This window comes from Sphingomonas sp. R1, assembly GCF_025960285.1.
Classification (GTDB): Bacteria; Pseudomonadota; Alphaproteobacteria; order Sphingomonadales; family Sphingomonadaceae; genus Sphingomonas.
This window is the reverse complement of sequence record NZ_CP110111.1, coordinates 654105-672985: the sequence shown is the minus strand read 5'-3', so window position 1 is coordinate 672985 and position 18881 is coordinate 654105. Positions and strand designations below refer to the sequence as shown.

16 protein-coding genes are annotated in these 18881 nt (G+C 66.8%); 3 read left to right on the top strand and 13 right to left on the bottom strand.

What is annotated here, in order from left to right; translation table 11 throughout:
- Positions 1 to 13: 13 nt before the first annotated feature.
- Entirely contained in the window at positions 14 to 1318 is a 1305-nt protein-coding gene (locus tag OIM94_RS03260; RefSeq protein ID WP_264608694.1) for a DUF5690 family protein, read from the bottom strand.
- Between the two features lie 73 nt (positions 1319 to 1391).
- Entirely contained in the window at positions 1392 to 2150 is a 759-nt protein-coding gene (locus tag OIM94_RS03255; RefSeq protein WP_264608693.1) for an acid phosphatase, read from the bottom strand.
- 157 nt (positions 2151 to 2307) lie between these two features.
- Here OIM94_RS03255 and OIM94_RS03250 point away from each other — a divergent pair, with 157 nt between their 5' ends.
- Entirely contained in the window at positions 2308 to 4152 is a 1845-nt protein-coding gene (locus OIM94_RS03250; RefSeq protein WP_264608692.1) for a putative bifunctional diguanylate cyclase/phosphodiesterase, read from the top strand.
- A gap of 11 nt (positions 4153 to 4163) precedes the next feature.
- Here the strand turns inward: OIM94_RS03250 and OIM94_RS03245 are convergent, their stop codons facing one another.
- Genes OIM94_RS03245 through cyoA form a run of 7 tightly spaced genes read right to left on the bottom strand, consistent with a single transcriptional unit; the run spans position 4164 to position 10801 of the window.
- On the bottom strand, positions 4164 to 4691 hold the full coding sequence (locus tag OIM94_RS03245; protein ID WP_264608691.1) for a response regulator transcription factor: 528 nt from the start codon (positions 4689 to 4691) through the stop codon (positions 4164 to 4166).
- On the bottom strand, positions 4688 to 5959 hold the full coding sequence (locus tag OIM94_RS03240) for an ATP-binding protein (RefSeq protein WP_264608690.1): 1272 nt from the start codon (positions 5957 to 5959) through the stop codon (positions 4688 to 4690). Before OIM94_RS03240 ends, OIM94_RS03245 begins: the two co-directional genes overlap by 4 nt.
- Positions 5956 to 6621, bottom strand: coding sequence for an SURF1 family protein (locus OIM94_RS03235; protein WP_264608689.1), 666 nt, complete (start codon positions 6619 to 6621; stop codon positions 5956 to 5958). Before OIM94_RS03235 ends, OIM94_RS03240 begins: the two co-directional genes overlap by 4 nt.
- Before the next feature lie 23 nt (positions 6622 to 6644).
- Positions 6645 to 7031, bottom strand: a complete 387-nt coding sequence (gene cyoD, locus OIM94_RS03230; RefSeq protein ID WP_264608688.1) for a cytochrome o ubiquinol oxidase subunit IV — start codon at positions 7029 to 7031, stop codon at positions 6645 to 6647.
- The gene (cyoC, locus tag OIM94_RS03225; RefSeq protein ID WP_264608687.1) at positions 7028 to 7654 is read right to left on the bottom strand and encodes a cytochrome o ubiquinol oxidase subunit III; all 627 of its coding nucleotides are present in this window, start codon (positions 7652 to 7654) and stop codon (positions 7028 to 7030) included. The genes cyoD and cyoC overlap by 4 nt, the downstream gene beginning before the upstream one ends.
- 4 nt (positions 7655 to 7658) lie before the next feature.
- Positions 7659 to 9659 (bottom strand): cytochrome o ubiquinol oxidase subunit I, encoded by a 2001-nt coding sequence (gene cyoB / locus OIM94_RS03220; RefSeq protein ID WP_264608686.1) that lies wholly within the window; start codon positions 9657 to 9659, stop codon positions 7659 to 7661.
- 8 nt (positions 9660 to 9667) lie between these two features.
- A complete protein-coding gene (gene cyoA / locus OIM94_RS03215; protein WP_264608685.1) occupies positions 9668 to 10801 on the bottom strand; it encodes a ubiquinol oxidase subunit II in 1134 nt (377 codons plus the stop codon).
- Positions 10802 to 10929: 128 nt separating this feature from the next.
- On the opposite strand from cyoA, the gene OIM94_RS03210 reads away from it, so the two are divergent.
- Both OIM94_RS03210 and mazG read left to right on the top strand, forming a co-directional pair.
- Positions 10930 to 12261 carry an MFS transporter gene (locus OIM94_RS03210; protein ID WP_264608684.1) on the top strand — a complete coding sequence of 444 codons (1332 nt, stop codon included), beginning with the start codon at positions 10930 to 10932 and terminating at the stop codon, positions 12259 to 12261.
- A 76-nt stretch (positions 12262 to 12337) separates the two neighbouring features.
- Positions 12338 to 13090, top strand: a complete 753-nt coding sequence (gene mazG, locus OIM94_RS03205) for a nucleoside triphosphate pyrophosphohydrolase (protein ID WP_264608683.1) — start codon at positions 12338 to 12340, stop codon at positions 13088 to 13090.
- 191 nt (positions 13091 to 13281) lie between these two features.
- On the opposite strand, the gene hflX is transcribed toward mazG, so the two are convergent.
- The 4 genes from hflX to OIM94_RS03185 form a co-directional block, all read right to left on the bottom strand.
- Positions 13282 to 14574: a GTPase HflX gene (gene hflX, locus OIM94_RS03200; protein WP_264608682.1), complete on the bottom strand. Its 1293-nt coding sequence runs from the start codon at positions 14572 to 14574 to the stop codon at positions 13282 to 13284.
- A 7-nt stretch (positions 14575 to 14581) separates the two neighbouring features.
- Complete coding sequence (hfq, locus tag OIM94_RS03195) at positions 14582 to 15073, bottom strand: RNA chaperone Hfq (RefSeq protein WP_264608681.1); 492 nt, start codon at positions 15071 to 15073, stop codon at positions 14582 to 14584.
- A gap of 126 nt (positions 15074 to 15199) precedes the next feature.
- On the bottom strand, positions 15200 to 16579 hold the full coding sequence (locus OIM94_RS03190) for a sigma-54-dependent transcriptional regulator (protein WP_264608680.1): 1380 nt from the start codon (positions 16577 to 16579) through the stop codon (positions 15200 to 15202).
- On the bottom strand, positions 16576 to 18840 hold the full coding sequence (locus OIM94_RS03185; protein WP_264608679.1) for a sensor histidine kinase NtrY-like: 2265 nt from the start codon (positions 18838 to 18840) through the stop codon (positions 16576 to 16578). The genes OIM94_RS03190 and OIM94_RS03185 overlap by 4 nt, the downstream gene beginning before the upstream one ends.
- Between the last annotated feature and the right edge of the window lie 41 nt (positions 18841 to 18881).

Sequence of the window (18881 nt, the reverse complement as noted above, 5' to 3'; positions counted from 1 at the left end):
GCCGTGCCCCGGATCAACCGGCGCGGCGCAGCGCCGGTCGCCGCGCGGCGCCGCCGGCGACCCGGAGGAAATGGAATGCCGAGAGGAGCGTGAGTGCCCCGACCGCGAAGGCGGTGGCGTAGCAGCAGGTCGCGAAGAAGGGCAGCCATTCCATCCGGGGGACGCCGACGCTGTGCACCAACAGCAGCGTCACGCTGCCGACATAGCCCGAGGCATCGGCGATGTAGATCAGGAAGCCGGCATTGGCCGCGGTGCCGATCGCGGCGATCACCCGGTCGAACAGCATCGCGTTGAACGGGGTATAGGCGAGGTACAGCCCCGCACCGGTGACGATCATCCAGGGAAGCGGCGCCAGCAGCCCGGCCTGGAAGGCAAGGGTGGAGAGGCCCAGCAACAGCGCGCCCAGCAGGATGAGCCCGTGCATCGCGAGCAGCGCCTTCAGATTGTCGCGCACCAGCATCAACAGGGCAAGCGCGCCCAGCGTGAGCAAGGCGACCGGCGCTTCGCTTGCCGAGAAGATCGTGGCGTCGCCGCCGAACCCCGTCGCCGCCCAGATCTCGGCGGCGAAATTGTCCCGCAGATCCCGCAGCGCCGTCAGCAGCACATAGCCAAGGAGAAGCAGGACGAGCGTGCCGCCGTTCGCCCGCAGGAAAGCGGCACGCTCCGCCGCCCGCATTGGCACCCGCACCACTCGCTCGGCCTCGTCGCGGGCATCGGGCGGCGGCATCCGCTCGAGCTGCCACAGCGCCGCCAGCAGAATCGGCGAAAAGGCCAGGCCGGTGGCCGCCGGCATCCATGTCTCGGGCACGCCCCACCCCATCAGCAGCATGGCCGCGGATTTGACGACGCCCGAGGAGAGGATGAAGCTCGCGCAGAGCATCGCACCGAGGAGATCGGTCGCCCGCCGCCCCTCGACATAGCTGAACACCAGCCCCCAGATCAGCCCCAGCGGCAGGCCGTTGAGGAACAGGCAGAGGATCGCCCATGGGGGCGGCAGGAGCGCGAAGAGCAGCAGCGCGATCCACGCAATGCCGATCAGCGCGAGGATCAGCCGAGCCCTGCCCGTGCGGCCGGCCTCCGCGATCACGCGCACCCCGATCAGCTTGGACAGCGCATAGCCGATCACCTGCGCGATCAGCAGCGCCGTCTTATAGTCGATCGCCGCGTGCCAGGCGGGGATATCGGCATAGGTCGCCGCCGCGAACGACTTGCGGAAGGCGTACATGGCAAAATAGGCGCTGAAGGCGGCCAGCCCGCCCAGCAACAGCGTCCGCCGGGCGTTCCCCTGCCCGCCGCACCTGCCGTGCCCGTCTTCCATAGCCGATTCCCCGTTACGCTTCCCGCGCTGTGGCGCGGCCGCGCGACGCCTTCATGACAGCGCAGTCACGGGTCTACCATGGACGGACGGCGAGCGCCGCCGCCTCCGCTGCGCACTGCCCGGCGTCCGGTCGCGGCGCGGTCGTGCGCAGTGCCGCCAGTTCGGCGCGCGCTGCCGCCACGTCGTCTCGGAAGGCATGGGTCGCCTGCAGAGCGGCGAACACCACGGCCCCGGCCAGGTAGCCGGCGTCGACCGCGCTCTTGCTGTGCGAACCACAGATCGCGCGGCTCTCCCCATAGGCCCGGCCCCGCGCGAGGATTGCGGTCGCGCGCTCCGGCATCACCTCCGCAAGGATCAGCGCTTCCATCCAGCCATTGGCGGTATGCCCCGAGGGATAGTCGCCGTTGCGGGCGAGATGTTCGGTCTTGGGCTCGCAGATCCCGCCTGCGGTCCGCAAATAGGGGCGCGGCACCTGGTAGGCCGCCTTGACACGGGAGACCATGGGTCCGGTCCCGGCGCGCTCCAGCAGACGGGCGAGCGCCGGCGCGCGCTTCGCGTCGAGCAGGAGGCCCATCGCACAGGCACTGCGGCGCAGCGGGTCGTTTGTCACATCATCGGTTGCGATGCGCCAGCGCGACGTTCGGGCCAAGCCGCGGGTGTCGCGGAAGATCTTGAGGTCAAGCGCCTCCGCAGCGCTGCCGGCTGCGGGTGGCGGCGGCAGGATCTGCAGGCCGTCGGGATAAGCCTCCGGCGCGAGATAGGCGCCCGAATCTTTGGCCTGCGGTGCGGCAAGCAACAGCGCCGCGGCGGCGGCGGCAATGGCACGGATCATCTGACAGTCCCCCCGTCCGCGCGCCGCGGATCGGCAGCGCGGGATGCGGGCCTGTCCCTAGCACCGCCGACACCTGCATCGCTACGTAGATTTACGGGGATCGCCATTATGTCAGGTGCAATGCACATCCTCCACGTTGCGAGGAAAGGTGCACAAGGTGACGACGCACGTGGACATCTCGCTTCAGAACAATATTTTGGAGCTTGTCGCGAAGGGGGCGGACCTTGCCTCCGTCACCGATCGGCTGTGCCGCGAGGTCGAGGCGCGGGCGCCCGATGTGCGCTGCTCGGTGCTGCGGGTGGACGTCGCCGGTCGCATGATCCCGGTGGCCGGGCCAAGCCTGCCGGACGAGTATCTCCAGTCGATCGAAGGGCTGATGATCGGCCCGAAGGTAGGGTCGTGCGGCGCCGCCGCCTTCCACGGCGAACCCTATGCCAGCACCGACATTGAGACCGATCCGAACTGGACCAAGTTTCTCCATCTGACCCGCCCCCTGGGCCTCCAGGCCTGCTGGTCCAGCCCGATCAAGAACGGCCGCGGCGAGGTGACCGGCGTCTTCGCCTTCTACTACCGCGTACCGCGCGGGCCGACGCCGATGGAGCGCCGCATCGTGCAGGTCTGCCTGCACCTTTGCGCCATCGCGATCGAGCAGGATGTCTGGCGCGCCAAGCAGGTGCGCCGCGCCCAGCTGGACGGGCTGACCGGCCTGCCCAACCGTTCCGCCTTCACCACCTCGCTCGGCGACCTCGACTGTTCCGAGCCGGGGGCCTGGGGGCTGATCCTGCTCGATCTCGACAATCTCAAGATCGTCAACGACACGTTCGGCCACGTCGCGGGCGACGAGCTGATCATTCACGCCGCCCGCCGCATCGCGGAGACGGCGGCGCCGGACCGCGCCTATCGGCTGGGAGGCGACGAGTTCGCCGTGCTGCTGCAGAGCCCCGCCGCACTGGCGGATCCCGCCGCCACCGCCAAGCGGCTGCTCGACGCGCTGTCGCAGTCGATCGAGGGCGGCGACCGACGGGTCTTGCCGCGTGCAACGGCGGGCGGCGCGCTGGTCGGCGAAGGCGATCATCCGGAGCAGGTCCGGCTCAACGCCGATCTGGCGCTCTACCATGCCAAGGAAACGGCGCGGGGCAGCTATGTCCGCTACTGGCCCGGCATCGCCACCCGCATGGCGCGCCGGCTGGAGGCGATTCACGCGGTCGAACGTGCGCTCGTCGAGGATCGGCTCCTGCCCCATTATCAGCCGCTGTTCGACCTCACCACCGGCGAGGTCATCGGCTTCGAGGCGTTGTGCCGGATGCGGGTCGGCGATCGCATCGTCTCGGCCGCCGAGTTCTTCGAGGCGACCACCGACGGGAAAGTCGCCGGCGCGATCACCGCCCGGATGCTCGAGCGCGTCGCCGCCGATCTGCGCCGCTGGTGCGATCTCGGCATCGCGCCTCGTCATGTCGGCATGAACTTCGCGTCGGGGGACTTTCATGGCGGCCGCCTGCGCGAGATCCTCCCGGAGGTGCTCGGCCGGTACGGCGTGCCGATGCATCACCTGACGCTCGAGATCACCGAGACGGTCTATCTCGGCCAGGGCGACACCACGGTCGCCGATACGCTGCGCTGGTTCCGCGACCAGGGCCTTGCCGTCGCGCTGGATGACTTCGGCACCGGCTATGCCTCGCTGACCCACCTGCTGACCATGCCGGTGGACTATCTCAAGATCGACAAGACCTTTACCGACCAGCTGATGCAGAGCAGTGCGAGCCGCGCGATCCTGGAAGGCGTGCTGCACATCGCGCGCGAGCTCGACATGGCGGTGATCGCCGAGGGTGTCGAGACGGAGCTGCAGGCGGAGCGGCTGCGCGGTATCGGCTGCGCCTATGGCCAGGGGCACCTGTTTTCACCCGCCGTCGGTGTCGAGCGCGCCACCCAGATCCTGCGAGAATCGCAGGCGCTGCTGGCCGAGCGGGCGAGCAAGGCCGCGGAGGCCAAGCACCTCCACTAGGGCAGGTGCCGCTAGAGGTGCTTCTTGTCGAGCTTGCGTGCAAGCGTGCGCCGGTGCAGCCCCAGCCGACGCGCGGCTTCGGACAGGTTGTAGTTGGTATCCGCCAGCGTCTGGTGGATATGCTCCCATTCCAGCGTCTTGATCGAAGTCGGCCGCGCCTTGAGCTCGGTATCGACATCACCGTCGACCCGGTCGAACGCGGCCTCGATATCGTCGGTATTGGCCGGCTTCATCAGATAGTTGGTCGCCCCCAGCTTCACCGCCTCCACCGCGGTGCTGATGCTGGCGAAGCCGGTGAGCACGACGATCCGCATCGCGGGGTCGAGATCGTGCAACTGCTTGACGCAGACCAGCCCCGAACTGCCGCCAAGGCGCAGATCGACCACCGCCCGCGTCGGTGCGAATGCCCTTGCGGTCGCTTCCACATCGTCGGGCCCGTTGAGCACTTCCACCGCATAGCCGCGGCGCTCGAAAGACCGACCCAAGGTGCGAGCGAAGACCGCATCATCTTCGATGATCAACAACTTGTGCGCCGTCATTCGTTCTCGTCCTCAAGTGCGAGTGCCGCCACGGGAACGCGCAGCACCACTTCTGCACCCCCCGCTTCCAGATTGCGTGCGGCAAGCGTGCCGCCCAGCGTTCGCAATACATTGTGCGCGAGGAACAGGCCCAGCCCCGCGCCCTGCCGCGCCTTGCTGCTGTTATAGGGGTCGCCGATGCGCGGCAGGACCGCGTCCGGAAAGCCGCGGCCATCGTCGCGCACCGCCAGCACCAGCGTGTCGTCCGGCGCGCCGACCGAGAGCCGGATGCGCCCCGCCCCTGCCTCCATGGCATTATCGAGCAGGTTGACGATCGACTGCCCCAGCGCGCGATCGGCGACGATGGGCAGGTCCGTCGGCAGGCGATAGTCGAGCGTCACGCTGTCGTTGCGCGGCCAGCCTTCGATCAGCCCAGTGATGAACCGGCGCAACGTCGTGCGTTCTGGCGCCTCGCCGCTCACCTCGCCCGCGGCGAACAGGATGCCTGCCACGATCGCCTTGCAGCGCGCGACTTCGGCCTGCATGTCCGCCACCTCGGCGCTGAGCTGCGCATCGCGACGGATCTTGGCATCCGCACGCCAGTCCCCGAGTGCGACCGAGATCGACGCGAGCGGCGTGCCCAGCTCGTGCGCGGCGCCGCTGGCGAGCAGCCCCATGCGCACGATGTGCTCCTCCTCGGCGGCGCGCTGGCGGAGTTCGGCCAGCCGGGCATCGCGGTCGCGCAGGTTGCGCGCGATCCTGGTGACGAACTGGACGACGAGCGTCGCGATCAGCGTGTAGTTGAACCACAGTGCGAAGATGAAGGGACCGGCCAGGCTGCTGGTCAGTGCCGGCGGCAGCGGCAGCGGCCGATGAATGATGGCCAGCGCGGCGAAAGCCGTACTGGTGAGCGCCACCAGCGCCCAGCTCGAACGCGTATCGAGCAGCACGGCGCCCAGCACCACCTGCAGCAGATACAGCGACACGAACGGATTGGTCGCGCCGCCGCTGAGATAGAGAAGGATGGTGAGGCAGGCGACATCGATCAGAAGCCCGGCCATCACCTGGGCGTTGGTGGCCGGACGGAGCGCGCGGGCCGGCACCATGGCAAGATTGAGCGCCACCAGCACGCCGATCGTCGCCAGCATCGGCACCAGCGGCAGGCGTACCCCGAACACGAGATGGACGCCGAGGATCGTCGTCAGCTGCCCCAGCACGGCCAGCCAGCGGAGCTGGACCAGCAGCAGCAGGTTGCGGCGTGCGGCGTCGTCCGGTGTCCGCGCGGTCATGCCTCTCCGCGCCCGCGCCACGCCCGCCAGGCGAACCAGCCGGTCAGCAGCGCCAAGCCGAACCAGGTCAGCGCATAGACGAGGTGATTGTTGGGGAAGCGGATGACGGTCATGCCGCCGCGGGGCCAGCCATCGCCGCTGCGGTCCGCGTCAATGAAATAGGGAGCGAGCGGGGCAAGGCCCTGCCCCATCGCTGCTACGTCGCGCGAGTACCAGCGGTCCGCCGCCGGATCATTGGCGCGCAGGAACCCGCCCTTGGGTTCGCTCAGGCGCAGCAGGCCGGAAACGGTCACAGCGGTATCAGGCACGGTCTTGCAGTCGGGAAGACGCTGGCCGTCGGGCAGGAAGCCGCGATTGACGAAGACGGTGAAGCCGCGGTCGGTGACCAGCGGGGTCATCACCCATTTGCCGGGGCCGAGATCGGTGACCGCCTGCGCCAGTCTGGTGCGGCAGAAATCATAGCGGCCGGTGATACGGAGCCGGCGATAGGCGGCGTCGCGATCGATGGCGGCCCATTGGGCGGGACCGGGGGCGAGGACCGGCGCTGCCGCCAGCCCCCGCGCCACCCGATCGATCAAGGCCAGCTTCTCGCCGCGCCGCTCGACCTGCCAGATGCCGAGGCCGAGCAGGATGGCGATCACCGGCAGAAGCGCGATCGCCATCCAGGAGCGGGAAGCGGGCCGGCTCACATGCCGGCGCCGGAAGCCATCCCGGGCATCATGTTGAGGTTCATGTTGTACATGACCCAGAGCGATCCCGAGAGCGCGATCACCACGATGATGACGGTGAAGATCAGCGCCATCAGCGTCCAGCCCTGCTCGGACTTGCTGTTCATGTGGAGGAAGTAGATCATGTGGACGACGATCTGCACCATCGCCAGCGCTGCGCAGATCGCCACCGCCACGCGGTTGTCGGCGATCCAGCCGCCCATCACGATCCCGAAGGGGATCGCGGTGAGGACGACCGAGAGCAGGAAGCCGGTGACATAGCCGCCGCGGGTCGAGTGCGGCGCGTCATGGCCATGATCATGGCCGTGGTGGTGGCCGGCGTGGCCGTGGGTGTCCGCGCTCATCGCATGGCTCCAAACAGATAGACGAAGGTGAACACGCCGATCCAGATCACGTCGAGGAAGTGCCAGAACAGCGACAGGCACTGCAGGCGACGGACGTTGGCCGGGATCAGGCCCTTGCGCGCAACCTGCACCATCAGCGTGAACAGCCAGATCAGGCCGAAGGTGACGTGCAGGCCGTGCGTGCCCACCAGCGTGAAGAAGGACGACAGGAATGCCGAGCGCCAGGGCCCGGCACCCTCATGGATCAGCTCCGAGAACTCGTAGAGCTCGATGCCGAGGAAGGCGGCGCCGAACACGGCGGTCAGCGCCAGCCACGCCTGCATCGCACCCTGGCGCTTCTCCTGCATCGCGATCATCGCGAAGCCATAGGTGATCGAGGAGAACAGCAGCATCGCCGTGTTCACCGCGACCAGCGGCAGCTTGAACAGTTCGTGGGAGGTCGGGCCTCCCGCGAAGCTGGTTCCATAGACGCCCCATGCCGCGAACAGCATCGCGAAGATGAGGCAGTCGCTCATCAGGTACATCCAGAAGCCGAGCAGCGTGCTGCCGCCGGGTTCGTGATGCTCCTCCTCGAGCTGGTAGAAGACGGGCGTGTCACCCGTCGATACGGTCGTGGCGCTCATCGCCTCAGGCTCCCAGCCGCGTCAGCACCTGCGTGCGCGCATTCTCGGTTTCGGTCACTTCTTCCGCGGTGATGTAGAAGTCGCGATCATAGTTGAAGGTGTGGGCGATGGCAGTGACGATCAGGCCCAGGAACGAGGCGGCGGCGAGCCACCAGATGTACCAGATCATCGCGAAGCCGAACACCAGCGAGAAGCCCGCCAGGACGATGCCCGCCCAGGTGTTCTTCGGCATGTGGATCGGCAGATAGCCGGTCACCGGACGCTTCGCGCCGCGCGACTTCATGTCGTACCAGGCATCCAGGTCGTGGATGACGGGCGTGAACGCGAAGTTGTAGGCCGGCGGCGGCGACGAGGTCGCCCATTCCAGCGTACGGCCGTGCCACGGATCGCCGCTTTCGTCGCGCAGCGCCTCGCGGTTGCGGATGCTGACGAAGATCTGCAGCAGGAAGGCGGCAATGCCCACCGCGATGATCGCGGCGCCGATCGCGGCAACGACGAACCAGATCTGCAGGCTCGGATCCTCGAAGTGGCGCAGGCGACGGGTGACGCCCATCAGGCCCAGCACGTAGAGCGGCGTGAAGGCCACCCAGAAGCCGACGACCCAGCACCAGAAGGATACGAGACCCAGCTTCTTGTCGAGCTTGTAGCCGAACGCCTTGGGCCACCAGTAGTTGATGCCCGCGAACATGCCGAACAGCACGCCGCCGATGATCACGTTGTGGAAGTGCGCGACCAGGAACAGCGAGTTGTGCAGCACGAAGTCCGCCGGGGGCACCGCCAGCATCACGCCGGTCATGCCGCCGATGACGAAGGTCAGCATGAACGCGATGGTCCACATCATCGGCAGTTCGTAGCGGATGCGGCCCTTGTACATGGTGAACAGCCAGTTGAAGATCTTCGCACCCGTCGGGATCGAGATGATCATCGTGGTGATGCCGAAGAAGCTGTTCACGCTCGCGCCGGAGCCCATCGTGAAGAAGTGATGGAGCCAGACGAGGTACGAGAGGATGGTGATGACCAGCACGGCATAGACCATCGAGGTGTAGCCGAACAGGCGCTTGCCGGAGAAGGTCGAGGTCACTTCCGAGAAGATGCCGAACGCCGGCAGGATCAGGATGTACACCTCCGGGTGACCCCAGATCCAGATCATGTTCACGTACATCATCGGGTTGCCCCCGTCGGTGTTCGTGAAGAAGTGCGTGCCGACATAGCGATCGAGGCTGAGCATCGCGAGAACCGCGGTCAGCACCGGGAAGGCGGCGACGATCAGGATGTTGGTGGCGAGCGCGGTCCACGTGAAGACCGGCATCTTCATCAGGCCCATGCCCGGCGCGCGCATCTTGACGATGGTAGCGACCAGGTTGACGCCCGAGAGCAGCGTGCCGACGCCCGCGATCTGCAGCGCCCAGATATAATAGTCGACACCGACGTCCGGCGAATAGTCGAGGCCCGACAGCGGCGCCATCGCCAGCCAGCCGGTCCGCGCGAACTCGCCAATGAACAGGCTGGCCATCACCAGCGCCGCACCCGCCGCCGTCATCCAGAAGCTGAAATTGTTCAGGAACGGGAAGCTGACGTCACGCGCGCCGATCTGGAGCGGCACCACGAAGTTCATGAGACCGGTGACGAAGGGCATAGCCACGAAGAAGATCATGATCACGCCGTGGGCGGTGAACACCTGGTCGTAATGGTGCGCGTTCAGATAGCCTTCATTGGCCCCGAACGCCATTGCCTGCTGGCCGCGCATCATGATCGCGTCAGCGAAGCCGCGCAGCAGCATCACCAGGCCCAGCACCATGTACATGATGCCGATGCGCTTGTGGTCGACGCTCGTGAACCACTCTTTCCAGAGATAGCCCCACAGGCGGAAATAGGTCAGCGCGCCGAGAAGCGCGACGCCGCCGAGCGCGACCCCGAAGAAGGTCGCGACGACGATCGGTTCGTGCAACGGCAGGCTCTCGAGGGAGAGCCGACCGAAGATCATCTTGATCAAAGTGTCAGACATGGCAGTGCTCAGGCCTCGCCCGCCGCCGCCCGACCGGGATAGGCCGGCGCGTCCATGCGGGTCATGTTACGGTTCGAATCCGCGCCGGGTTCGCTGTGGCCGGCGGGGGCGCCGTGCGGATGCGTCAGGTGCGGACTGGTCTTCATTTCGTCCGGGGACTTCATCAGCGCCCCATCGGCGCCTTCGCCCGGCTTGTTGTTTACCGGAGGCGCGACCTGCTGGGCACCCGCACCATGGTGCATCGAATGCCCGGCGCAGGTGCTGCCCGGCTTCACGCACATCTGGAGGATACGGTCGAACAGTCCGGCCTCGATCGTGCCGAAGTGCATCGCGGGCACCTTCTCGCTCGGCTTTTCGAGCGTCAGATACTGTGCCGTGTCGAGCGCGCCGCCGCCGGCCTTGGTCTTGGCGACCCATTGGTCGAACCCGGCCGCGTCGACCGACAGCGTCGGGAAGCGCATGTCGGAGAAGCCCGCGCCGCTATAGTTGGCGCTGATGCCCTCGAAGGTGCCGACGCGGTTCATCACCGCGTGCAGCTTCGTCTCCATGCCCGGCATGGTGTAGATCATGCCTGCCAGTGCCGGCACGTAGAAGGTGTTCATCACGCTCGACGAGGTCAGGCGGAAGCGCACCTGGCGGTCGGCCGGCAGCACCAGCTCGTTGACCGTGGCGACGCCCTGCTCAGGATAGATGAACAGCCACTTCCAGTCGAGCGAGACGACCTGGATTTCCAGCGGCTGCTGGTCGGCCGCGATCGGCTTGCCCGGCGCGATCCGGTCCAGCGGCCGGTAGGGATCCAGCTTGTGGGTCGCAAGCCAGGTCAGCGCGCCGAGCGCGATGATGATGAGCAGCGGCGCCGCCCAGATCACCAGCTCGATCCGCGTCGAGTGATCCCAATCCGGAGCATACTCCGACTCGGTGTTGCTCGCGCGATACTTGATCGCGAAAACCACCGTCAGGATCATCACCGGCACGATGATGAGCAGCATCAAAAACGTCGACCAGAGGATCAGGTCGGCCTGCTGCCGTGCAACATCGCCGGACGGATTCATCACGACGAGATCGCATCCGCCGAGGACCAGCGGGGCAGCGAGGGTAGCGATCAGGGCCGTCGGCCGGAGAGCGCGACGGAAATGGGGCATGGATCGGAACATAGCGACCGCGAGTTAGGAGGGGTTGTGCGGGTGCGAAATAGGACAATTTGTCCCATCGTAGCAACCCGCGAGTTTCCCTAGGTGCTTTCCCCAAAGCTTTGCGGTAGATATATCCCATGGCCAATGCTCAGCTTGGTTCGACCCAGATCGAACGTGACGCCCGCCTGATCAACACCACCAAAGGTGACGATCACCTCCGCCCCGGCGATATCGCCATCGGCGTGATCATCGGACGAACATCCGAGTTTTTCGACTTTTTCGTCTACGCGATCGCCTCCGTGCTGGTCTTCCCGGCACTGGTGTTCCCGTACATGGATCGGGTGACCGGCACGCTCTGGTCCTTCGCCCTCTTCCCCCTCGCCTTCATCGCGCGCCCCATCGGGACGCAGATTTTCATGCGCATCGACCGCCGCCACGGCCGCGGCGCGAAACTCACGCTTGCCCTGTTCCTCCTTGGGACAGCGACGGTGACCATGGCGTTCCTGCCAGGCTATGCCGAAGTCGGCGCCTGGTCGGCGATCCTGCTGGCGGCGCTTCGCATCCTGCAGGGGATCGCTCTGGGCGGCGCTTGGGACGGCCTGGCGTCGCTCCTGGCGCTGAATGCGCCGGCAGACCGCCGCGGCTGGTATGCGATGGTGCCGCAGCTCGGTGCGCCGCTCGGCCTCATCGTGGCGAGCGGGCTGTTCGCCTATTTCCTGGGCGCGCTCGACTCCGCGGACTTCATGAGCTGGGGCTGGCGCTACCCGTTCTTCGTCGCCTTCGCGCTCAACGTCGTGGCTCTGTTCGCCCGTCTCCGGATGGTCGTCGCACCGGAATATGTGAAGCTGTTCGAAAGCCGCGAACTCACGCCGTCGCGCGTGACCGCGACGATCAAGGCGCAGTGGCGCAACATCATCATCGGGGCCTTCGCCCCGCTCGCCAGCTTCGCGCTGTTCCACATGGTCACGGTGTTCCCGCTCTCCTGGGTGGCCCTGTACACCACCGAGGATCTCACCCGCTTCCTGTGGATCGAGGTGGGCGGTGCCGCCTGCGGCGTGGTCGCCATCGTGATCTCCGGCATCCTGGCCGACCGCATCGGCCGTCGCTCGCTGCTTGCCTATACCGCCGGCGCGATCGCGGCCTATTCGGGCTTCGCGCCGCAGCTCCTCGAAAAGGGCAATCTGGGTGAGGCCGTGTTCATGATCCTCGGCTTCATCCTCCTCGGGCTCGCCTTCGGCCAGTCCTCGGGCGCGGTTGCCAGCAATTTCCCGAAGCGGGCCCGCTATACCGGTGCGGCGCTTACCTCGGACCTTGCATGGCTGTTCGGTGCCGGCTTCGCGCCGCTCGGCGCGCTGCTGCTGGCCAGCAACTTCGGTGTCATCGCCTCGGGCGCGTACCTGCTTTCCGGCGCCATCGGCACGCTTGTCGCGCTCTACTTCAACAAGGAACTGGGACGCCGCCTCGACTGACGTCGTGCGGCTTGCCTAAGCCGTATCCGACCTTCATGGGCCTCCTGACCGCACCCGCGCTCAGGAGGCCTTTTTCATGACGTCCCCCACCGGCATCGACCGCCTTGTCGCGATCATGGAACGCCTGCGTGATCCCGAGCGTGGCTGCGAATGGGACGTGGCGCAAACCTTCGAGACCATTGCGCCCTACACGATCGAAGAAGCCTATGAGGTGGCCGACGCGATCGAGCGCGGCGACATCGCCGAGCTGAAGGACGAGCTGGGCGACCTGCTGCTCCAGGTGGTGTTCCACAGCCGCATCGCCGAGGAAGCCGGGCAGTTCACACTGACCGACGTTATCACCTCCATCAGCGACAAGATGGAACGCCGGCATCCGCACATCTTCGGCGACGTCGCCGAGGGTGGCCACCATCTCTGGGAGACGATCAAGGCCGAGGAACGCGGCGCCAAGGGCGCGTCGAGTGCGCTGGACGGCGTGGCGATCGGGCTGCCGGCGCTGCTGCGTGCCGAGAAGCTGCAGAAGCGCGCGGCGCGCACCGGCTTCGACTGGCCGGATCCAAGGGAGGCGCGCGAGAAGATCCTCGAAGAGCTGGCCGAGGTGGATACCGCCGAGAACGACGCGCACCGCGCCGAAGAGGTCGGTGATCTGCTGTTCGCCGTGGTGAACTATGCCCGCAAACTAGGCGTAGAGCCGGAAGCAGCGCTTCGGGCGGGCAATGCCAAGTTCGAACGCCGCTTCAGGGCCATGGAAGGCCGTGCCGGCGACGCGTTTGCCGGGCTGGATCTCGAGGGCAAGGAAGCGCTCTGGCAAGCGGTAAAGCGGGGCTGATGTATGCGCTGACATGCCGCCGATCTGCGGCCGTCATCCCAGCGGAAGCTGCGATGTCCGTCAGAAGCGCTGAGGCGGTCGGGCAACACGGAGCGAGACCCCAGCTTTCGCTGGGGTGACGGCTAATGATCATGCGGGCGGGCCGTGACAGGGCGGGAACGGACCACGTGATCGATCCGCAGCCCCCGCGCCTACCCCCGCGTGACGAACCGCTCGTAATCGCGCGGCGCCATCCGAACCTCGTACACCGCCTGCTCGTCCTCGATATGCTGATCGATGACATCGCCGTGCTGGTGCAGCCATGCCGCGCCCGCACCGTCGGCCGGATCCAGCCGCAGCGTGTAGCGCCGGTGTCCCTCGGTCAGCCGCCCGGCGACCGCCTCGACGAGCGCATCCACACCCTCCCCGGTCAGTGCCGAGATAACCCGTACCTCGTCGGTGCGGCGCGTGGCCATCGCCAGGGCCTCCGCGCGCTGTTCCTCGTCCAGCAGGTCGAGCTTGTTCCACGCCTCGAAGCGCGGCGTCTGTTCAGACACGCCGATTTCCTGGAGCACCTTCTCGACGTCGGCGCGCTGCGCCTCGGTGTCGGGGTGCGCGATGTCGCGGACATGGATGAGCAAATCAGCCGAGACCACCTCTTCCAGTGTCGCCTTGAACGCGGCGACCAGCTGGGTCGGCAGTTCGGAAACGAAGCCGACCGTGTCGGACAGGATCGCCTTGTCGATGCCGGGGAGCGAGATTTGCCGCAGCGTCGGGTCGAGTGTGGCGAACAGCAGGTTCTCCGCCATCACCTCGGCGCCGGTCAGCCGGTTGAACAGCGTCGACTTGCCGGCATTGGTATAGCCGACCAGCGCCACCACCGGCCAGGGCGCGCGCTGGCGCCGATCGCGGTGGAGGGTGCGAGTGCGGCTGACCTGGTCGAGCTCGCGCCGCAGCCGGGCCATCCGGTCGCGGATCAGGCGGCGGTCGGCTTCGATCTGGGTTTCGCCGGGGCCGCCGAGAAAGCCGAAGCCGCCGCGCTGCCGCTCGAGGTGGGTCCAGCTGCGCACCAGCCGGCCCGCCTGATAGTCGAGATGCGCGAGTTCGACCTGGAGCCGGCCTTCCGCGGTGCGGGCGCGCTCACCGAAGATCTCGAGGATCAGGCCGGTGCGGTCGATCACCTTGCACCCGAGCGCAGTCTCGAGGTTGCGCTGCTGCACCGGCGTCAGCGCCGCATCGAACACCGCGAGCTGCAGTTCGCGGTCGCGGACCGTCTCGGCCAGGGCTCCCACCTGGCCCGATCCGACCAGCGTGCCGGGCTTGGGCTGGCGCAGCCGAACGGCCACGCGCTCGACCACGTCAACCCCGATTGCGGCAGCGAGGCCGGCCGTTTCCTCCAGCCGCGCCTCGGCATCGCGCGAACTGCCGCCCATGTCCGGATAGACAACGAGCGCTTTTGCGCCCCGCGCAAATTCGTCGGGGTCGCGCTCAAAACCAGTGCTCATGCGAAGGTCAATCGTCGTCGCCGCTATTGGTTTCCTCGGCGAGGTTCAACGGGTGCATCGGCTGGATGGTGGAAACGGCATGCTTGTAGACCAGCTGGGCCATGCCCTCGCGCTGGAGCAGCATGCAGAACAGGTCGAACGCGGCGATCTGGCCCTGCAGCATCACGCCGTTCACCAGGAACATCGTGACGTTCTCCTGCGCCTTGCGCACGGCGTTGAGGAAGATCTCCTGCAGCACCGGGTTCTTGTGCTGATACTCGCCCGCCGCATCGAGCAGCGCCGCGAGGTCCATAGGGCCCGAGGGCATGATGGTGGAAATGGCATGCTTGTAGATCAGCTGCGACTGGCCGTCGCGGCGGAGCAGCACCGAAAAATTATCGAACCAGGTCACGATACCCTGGAGCTTCACGCCCTTCACCAGGAACATCGTCACCGGCGTCTTCGACCGGCGCAGGGAGTTGAGGAACAGGTCCTGAAGCGACGTCTGCTTCTCTGCCATATGGTTGGCTCCATTTATTCTTGGCGGGATTTGTCCCGCGCTGCGCCGTTCCCGGCGTCAGGGTCGGCGCCACCTCGGCGCCGGGATCCAATCTAAGGGGTTCGGCCGCGTCCGTCCATAGCCGCGTCAGTCGTCGCGCGCGTCGGTGATGCCGAGCAGCTTGAGCTTCCGGTGCAGCGCCGATCGCTCCATGCCGATGAAGCTGGCCGTGCGCGAGATATTGCCCGAGAAGCGGCGGATCTGGACGCGGAGATATTCGCGCTCGAAGCTCTCGCGTGCCTCCTTGAGCGGCGCGCCCATGATCGCGTTCGAGGCCATGCCGCTGCCGCTGTCGTTCTGGCGGCCAAGCACTTCCGGCGGCAGCAGATCGACATCGATGCGGCCGATCCGATCGCCGGGCGCGAGGATCACGGTGCGCTCGACCACGTTGCGCAGCTGGCGGACATTGCCCGGCCAGTCATAGCTTTGCAGCGCCACCATCGCGTCGGCCGCGATTTCCGGCGTCGGCACGCGGCGTTCGGCGGCATAATGGGCGACATAATGCTCGACCAGCGCAGGGATGTCCTCGCGGCGATCGGTGAGTGAGGGGATGGGCACCGGCACGACGTTCAGCCGATAGTAGAGGTCCTCGCGAAAACGGCCCGCACCGATCTCCGCCATCAGGTCGCGCGCCGTGGCCGATACCACGCGCACATCGACCTTCACGATCCGCGTGCCGCCAACGCGGCTGAAGCTCTGGTCGGTCAGCACGCGCAGGATGCGTGCCTGGGTGGCGACCGGCATGTCGGCGATCTCGTCGAGGAACAGCGTGCCGCCATGCGCCTGTTCGAGCAGGCCCGGGCGGACGAGATCCCCGCCCTCCTCCACGCCGAACAGTTCCTCGTCGACGCGCTCCGGGGTCATCCGCGCGGCGCTGACGATCACGAAGGGCGCATCGGCGCGCTGGCTCCAGCCATGGAGAAGCCGCGCGGCGACTTCCTTGCCAACGCCCGCGCCGCCGGTGATCAGTACCCGGCTGCCGGTGGAGGCGACGCGCTTGAGTGTCGCGCGCACCGTGTTGATCGCGGTCGAGCTGCCATGCAGGTCGGTCCCCCGCCCCGCCACCGCGCGCAGCGAGGCGACCTCGCGGCGCAGGCGCTCGGTCTCGGTCGCCCGCGCCACCATCAGGAGCAGCCGCTCGGCTTCGAACGGCTTCTCGATGAAGTCCGAGGCGCCGCGCCGGATCGCCGCCACAGCGGTGTCGAGATTGCCATGGCCCGAAATCACCAGCACGGGGATCGAGGGATCGCGCCGCTTGATCTCGTCCAGCAGTTCCAGCCCGTCGAGCCGCGAGCCCTGCAGCCACACGTCGAGCAGCACCAGGCTGGGCCGGCGCTCGGCGATGGCTTCCAGCGCGGAGTCGCTGTCGGCGGCATCGCGGGTGGAATAGCCCTCGTCCTCCAGCACCCCGGCTACCAGTTCGCGGATGTCGCGTTCATCGTCGACGACGAGAATGTCCAGGCTCATAATCTGCTTCCGGTTCGGGTGAGCATCGCCGGGCGCGCATCCTTGGCGTCGTCCGGCGTGTCGGTCAGCGCGACGCTGGCAAGCATCGCGGTATCAAAGCACAGCGTCACCAGCGTGCCGCCGCCGGGGCGATCGGCAAAGGCGATGGTGCCGCAATGTTCCTCGACGATCTTCTTGACGATCGCGAGACCCAGGCCGGTGCCACGGCTGCGGGTGGTCATATAGGGTTCGACGATGCGATCGCGCTCCACCGGCAGGCCCACGCCATTGTCCGCGAGCGTCAGGATCAGCCTGCCTTCGCCTTCCGGCTCGATGGTGAGGTGGACCTCGCCCTGCGGCACCTCCGCGTCCCCCGCGGCGTCCTTGCGTGCCTCAATCGCCTCGACGGCGTTCTTGACGATGTTGGTCAGCGCCTGGCCGATCTGGCGCCGATCGCACACGAGCGACGGCGCCGGATCGGGCGCATCGAGCGTGAAGCGCAGCGCCGGGTGCGCGACTTCGTGGAGGAACATCGACTGGCGGGCGATGTCGAGCAGCGACTCGCGCCGGAACATCGGCTTGGGCATCCGCGCGAAGGACGAGAATTCGTCGACCATGCGTCGCAGGTCGCCGACCTGGCGAACGATCGTGTCGGTCAGCCGCGCGAACACGCCGTCGCTCTGGTCCACCTGCTTGCCGTAGCGACGCTGCAGACGCTCGGCGGCCAGCTGGATCGGGGTCAGCGGGTTCTTGATCTCGTGCGCGATACGGCGGGCGACGTCGGCCCAGGCGGCGCGGCGCTGGTCGTTGAGCTGCTGGGTAATGTCGTCGAAGGTGAGCACCTGGCCGCCTTCGTCCGAGGTCACCTTTACCGCCAGCGTGCGCGCCTCGCTGCCGCTGGCGATCTGGACGATGCCTTCGCGGTCGCCGCTGGCCAGCATCGCCTCCAGTTCGGGCGCCAGCGCCTCGAGCGGCAGGCCGACCGGATCCTCCGCCTGATGCCGCAGCAATGCATTGGCCGAGGCATTGATCAGCCGCACGCGGTGGTCGCTGCCGATGGCAATGACGCCCGCCGACACGCCGGACAGCACTGCCTCGATCAGCGCGCGGCGGCTGTCGAGCTGAGCATTGGCCGTCACCAGGGCGCTAGTCTGATCCTGCAACCGCGCGGTCATGCTGTTGAAGGCGATGCCGAGCGTGGCGATCTCGTCGATCGTTTCCGGCGTCGGCACCCGCGCACCAAGATCGCCGTCCGCCACCTGCCGCGCCGCCTGGACGAGCTGGTCGACCGGTCGCACCAGGCGATCCGCGACGGCGAGCGCGATCCAGGTAGCGATGCCGACGATCAGCAGGGCGACCGCAAACAAAACGGCATTGAATTGCAGCTGAAGCGCGCGAGAGCGAGCAATCAGAGCAGAATAGTCGAGCTCAATCCGATCCGCAGCAGAGGTCTGCCGGTTGAGGAAGTCAACATTATTGGGGGTCGCCACATAGAGAAAAAGGTTCGCCGAGCGATCAACCGGCGTCACTACCCAAATCACCTGCGAGTCGTAATTCGTGTAGGTATCTTCGTTCTTCAGAACCTTAAGGACATTGCCCGACACCCGGCGGGTAAAGGCCGCAGCTGAGGGCGCCTCATAAGCATATAGTGTTTCGACGCGCGAACCGTCGATCACGCGGAACAGCACCGATTGATAGAGTTCGCGAAAATAGGTCTGTCGCAGAAACCAATCTTGAAATTCAGCCGAACGCTCGGGCACCTTCGGCGAAATGGCAAGCATGTCGCTTACCATCGTTCTTGCCTGACGCGTCCAACGTTGAGCCACTAGCTTCTTGCCTTCGGTCGCCAAGGCTTGTGCGGAGGTCAAAGCGCTACGGGCGCGCTCCGAGCCCCAAAGCTGGATGCCCGACTGGAACATGATCGAGGCTGCGATAACAGCGAGCACGATCGGCACGCTCGCCATCAGCGTGAACACCGCTACCAGCCGCACGTGCAGCCGTCCGCCGCCGGCCAACGCCGAACGCGCCGTGCGGTTGATCGCGATCCGCCGCCCGATCAGCACGATCAAGGCGACATAGGGCAGCAGATTGGCGAGCAGCAGCGTCGCCGCAACGCCAGGGCTGAACAGCTGCTGCGTCGCGTTCTGCTGGACGAACCAATAGGTCGCGATGGGTGTCGCCAGCGCGATCGCCAGCACCGCGAACTCGACCAGCCGGAACGCCCTGCCGGAGCGCGACCAATCCTTCGGGCTATCGAGACTCGTTGGAGCTACGGCGACCATTGCATCCTTGATACACAGGGATTGTGGCCGAAAGAACACAG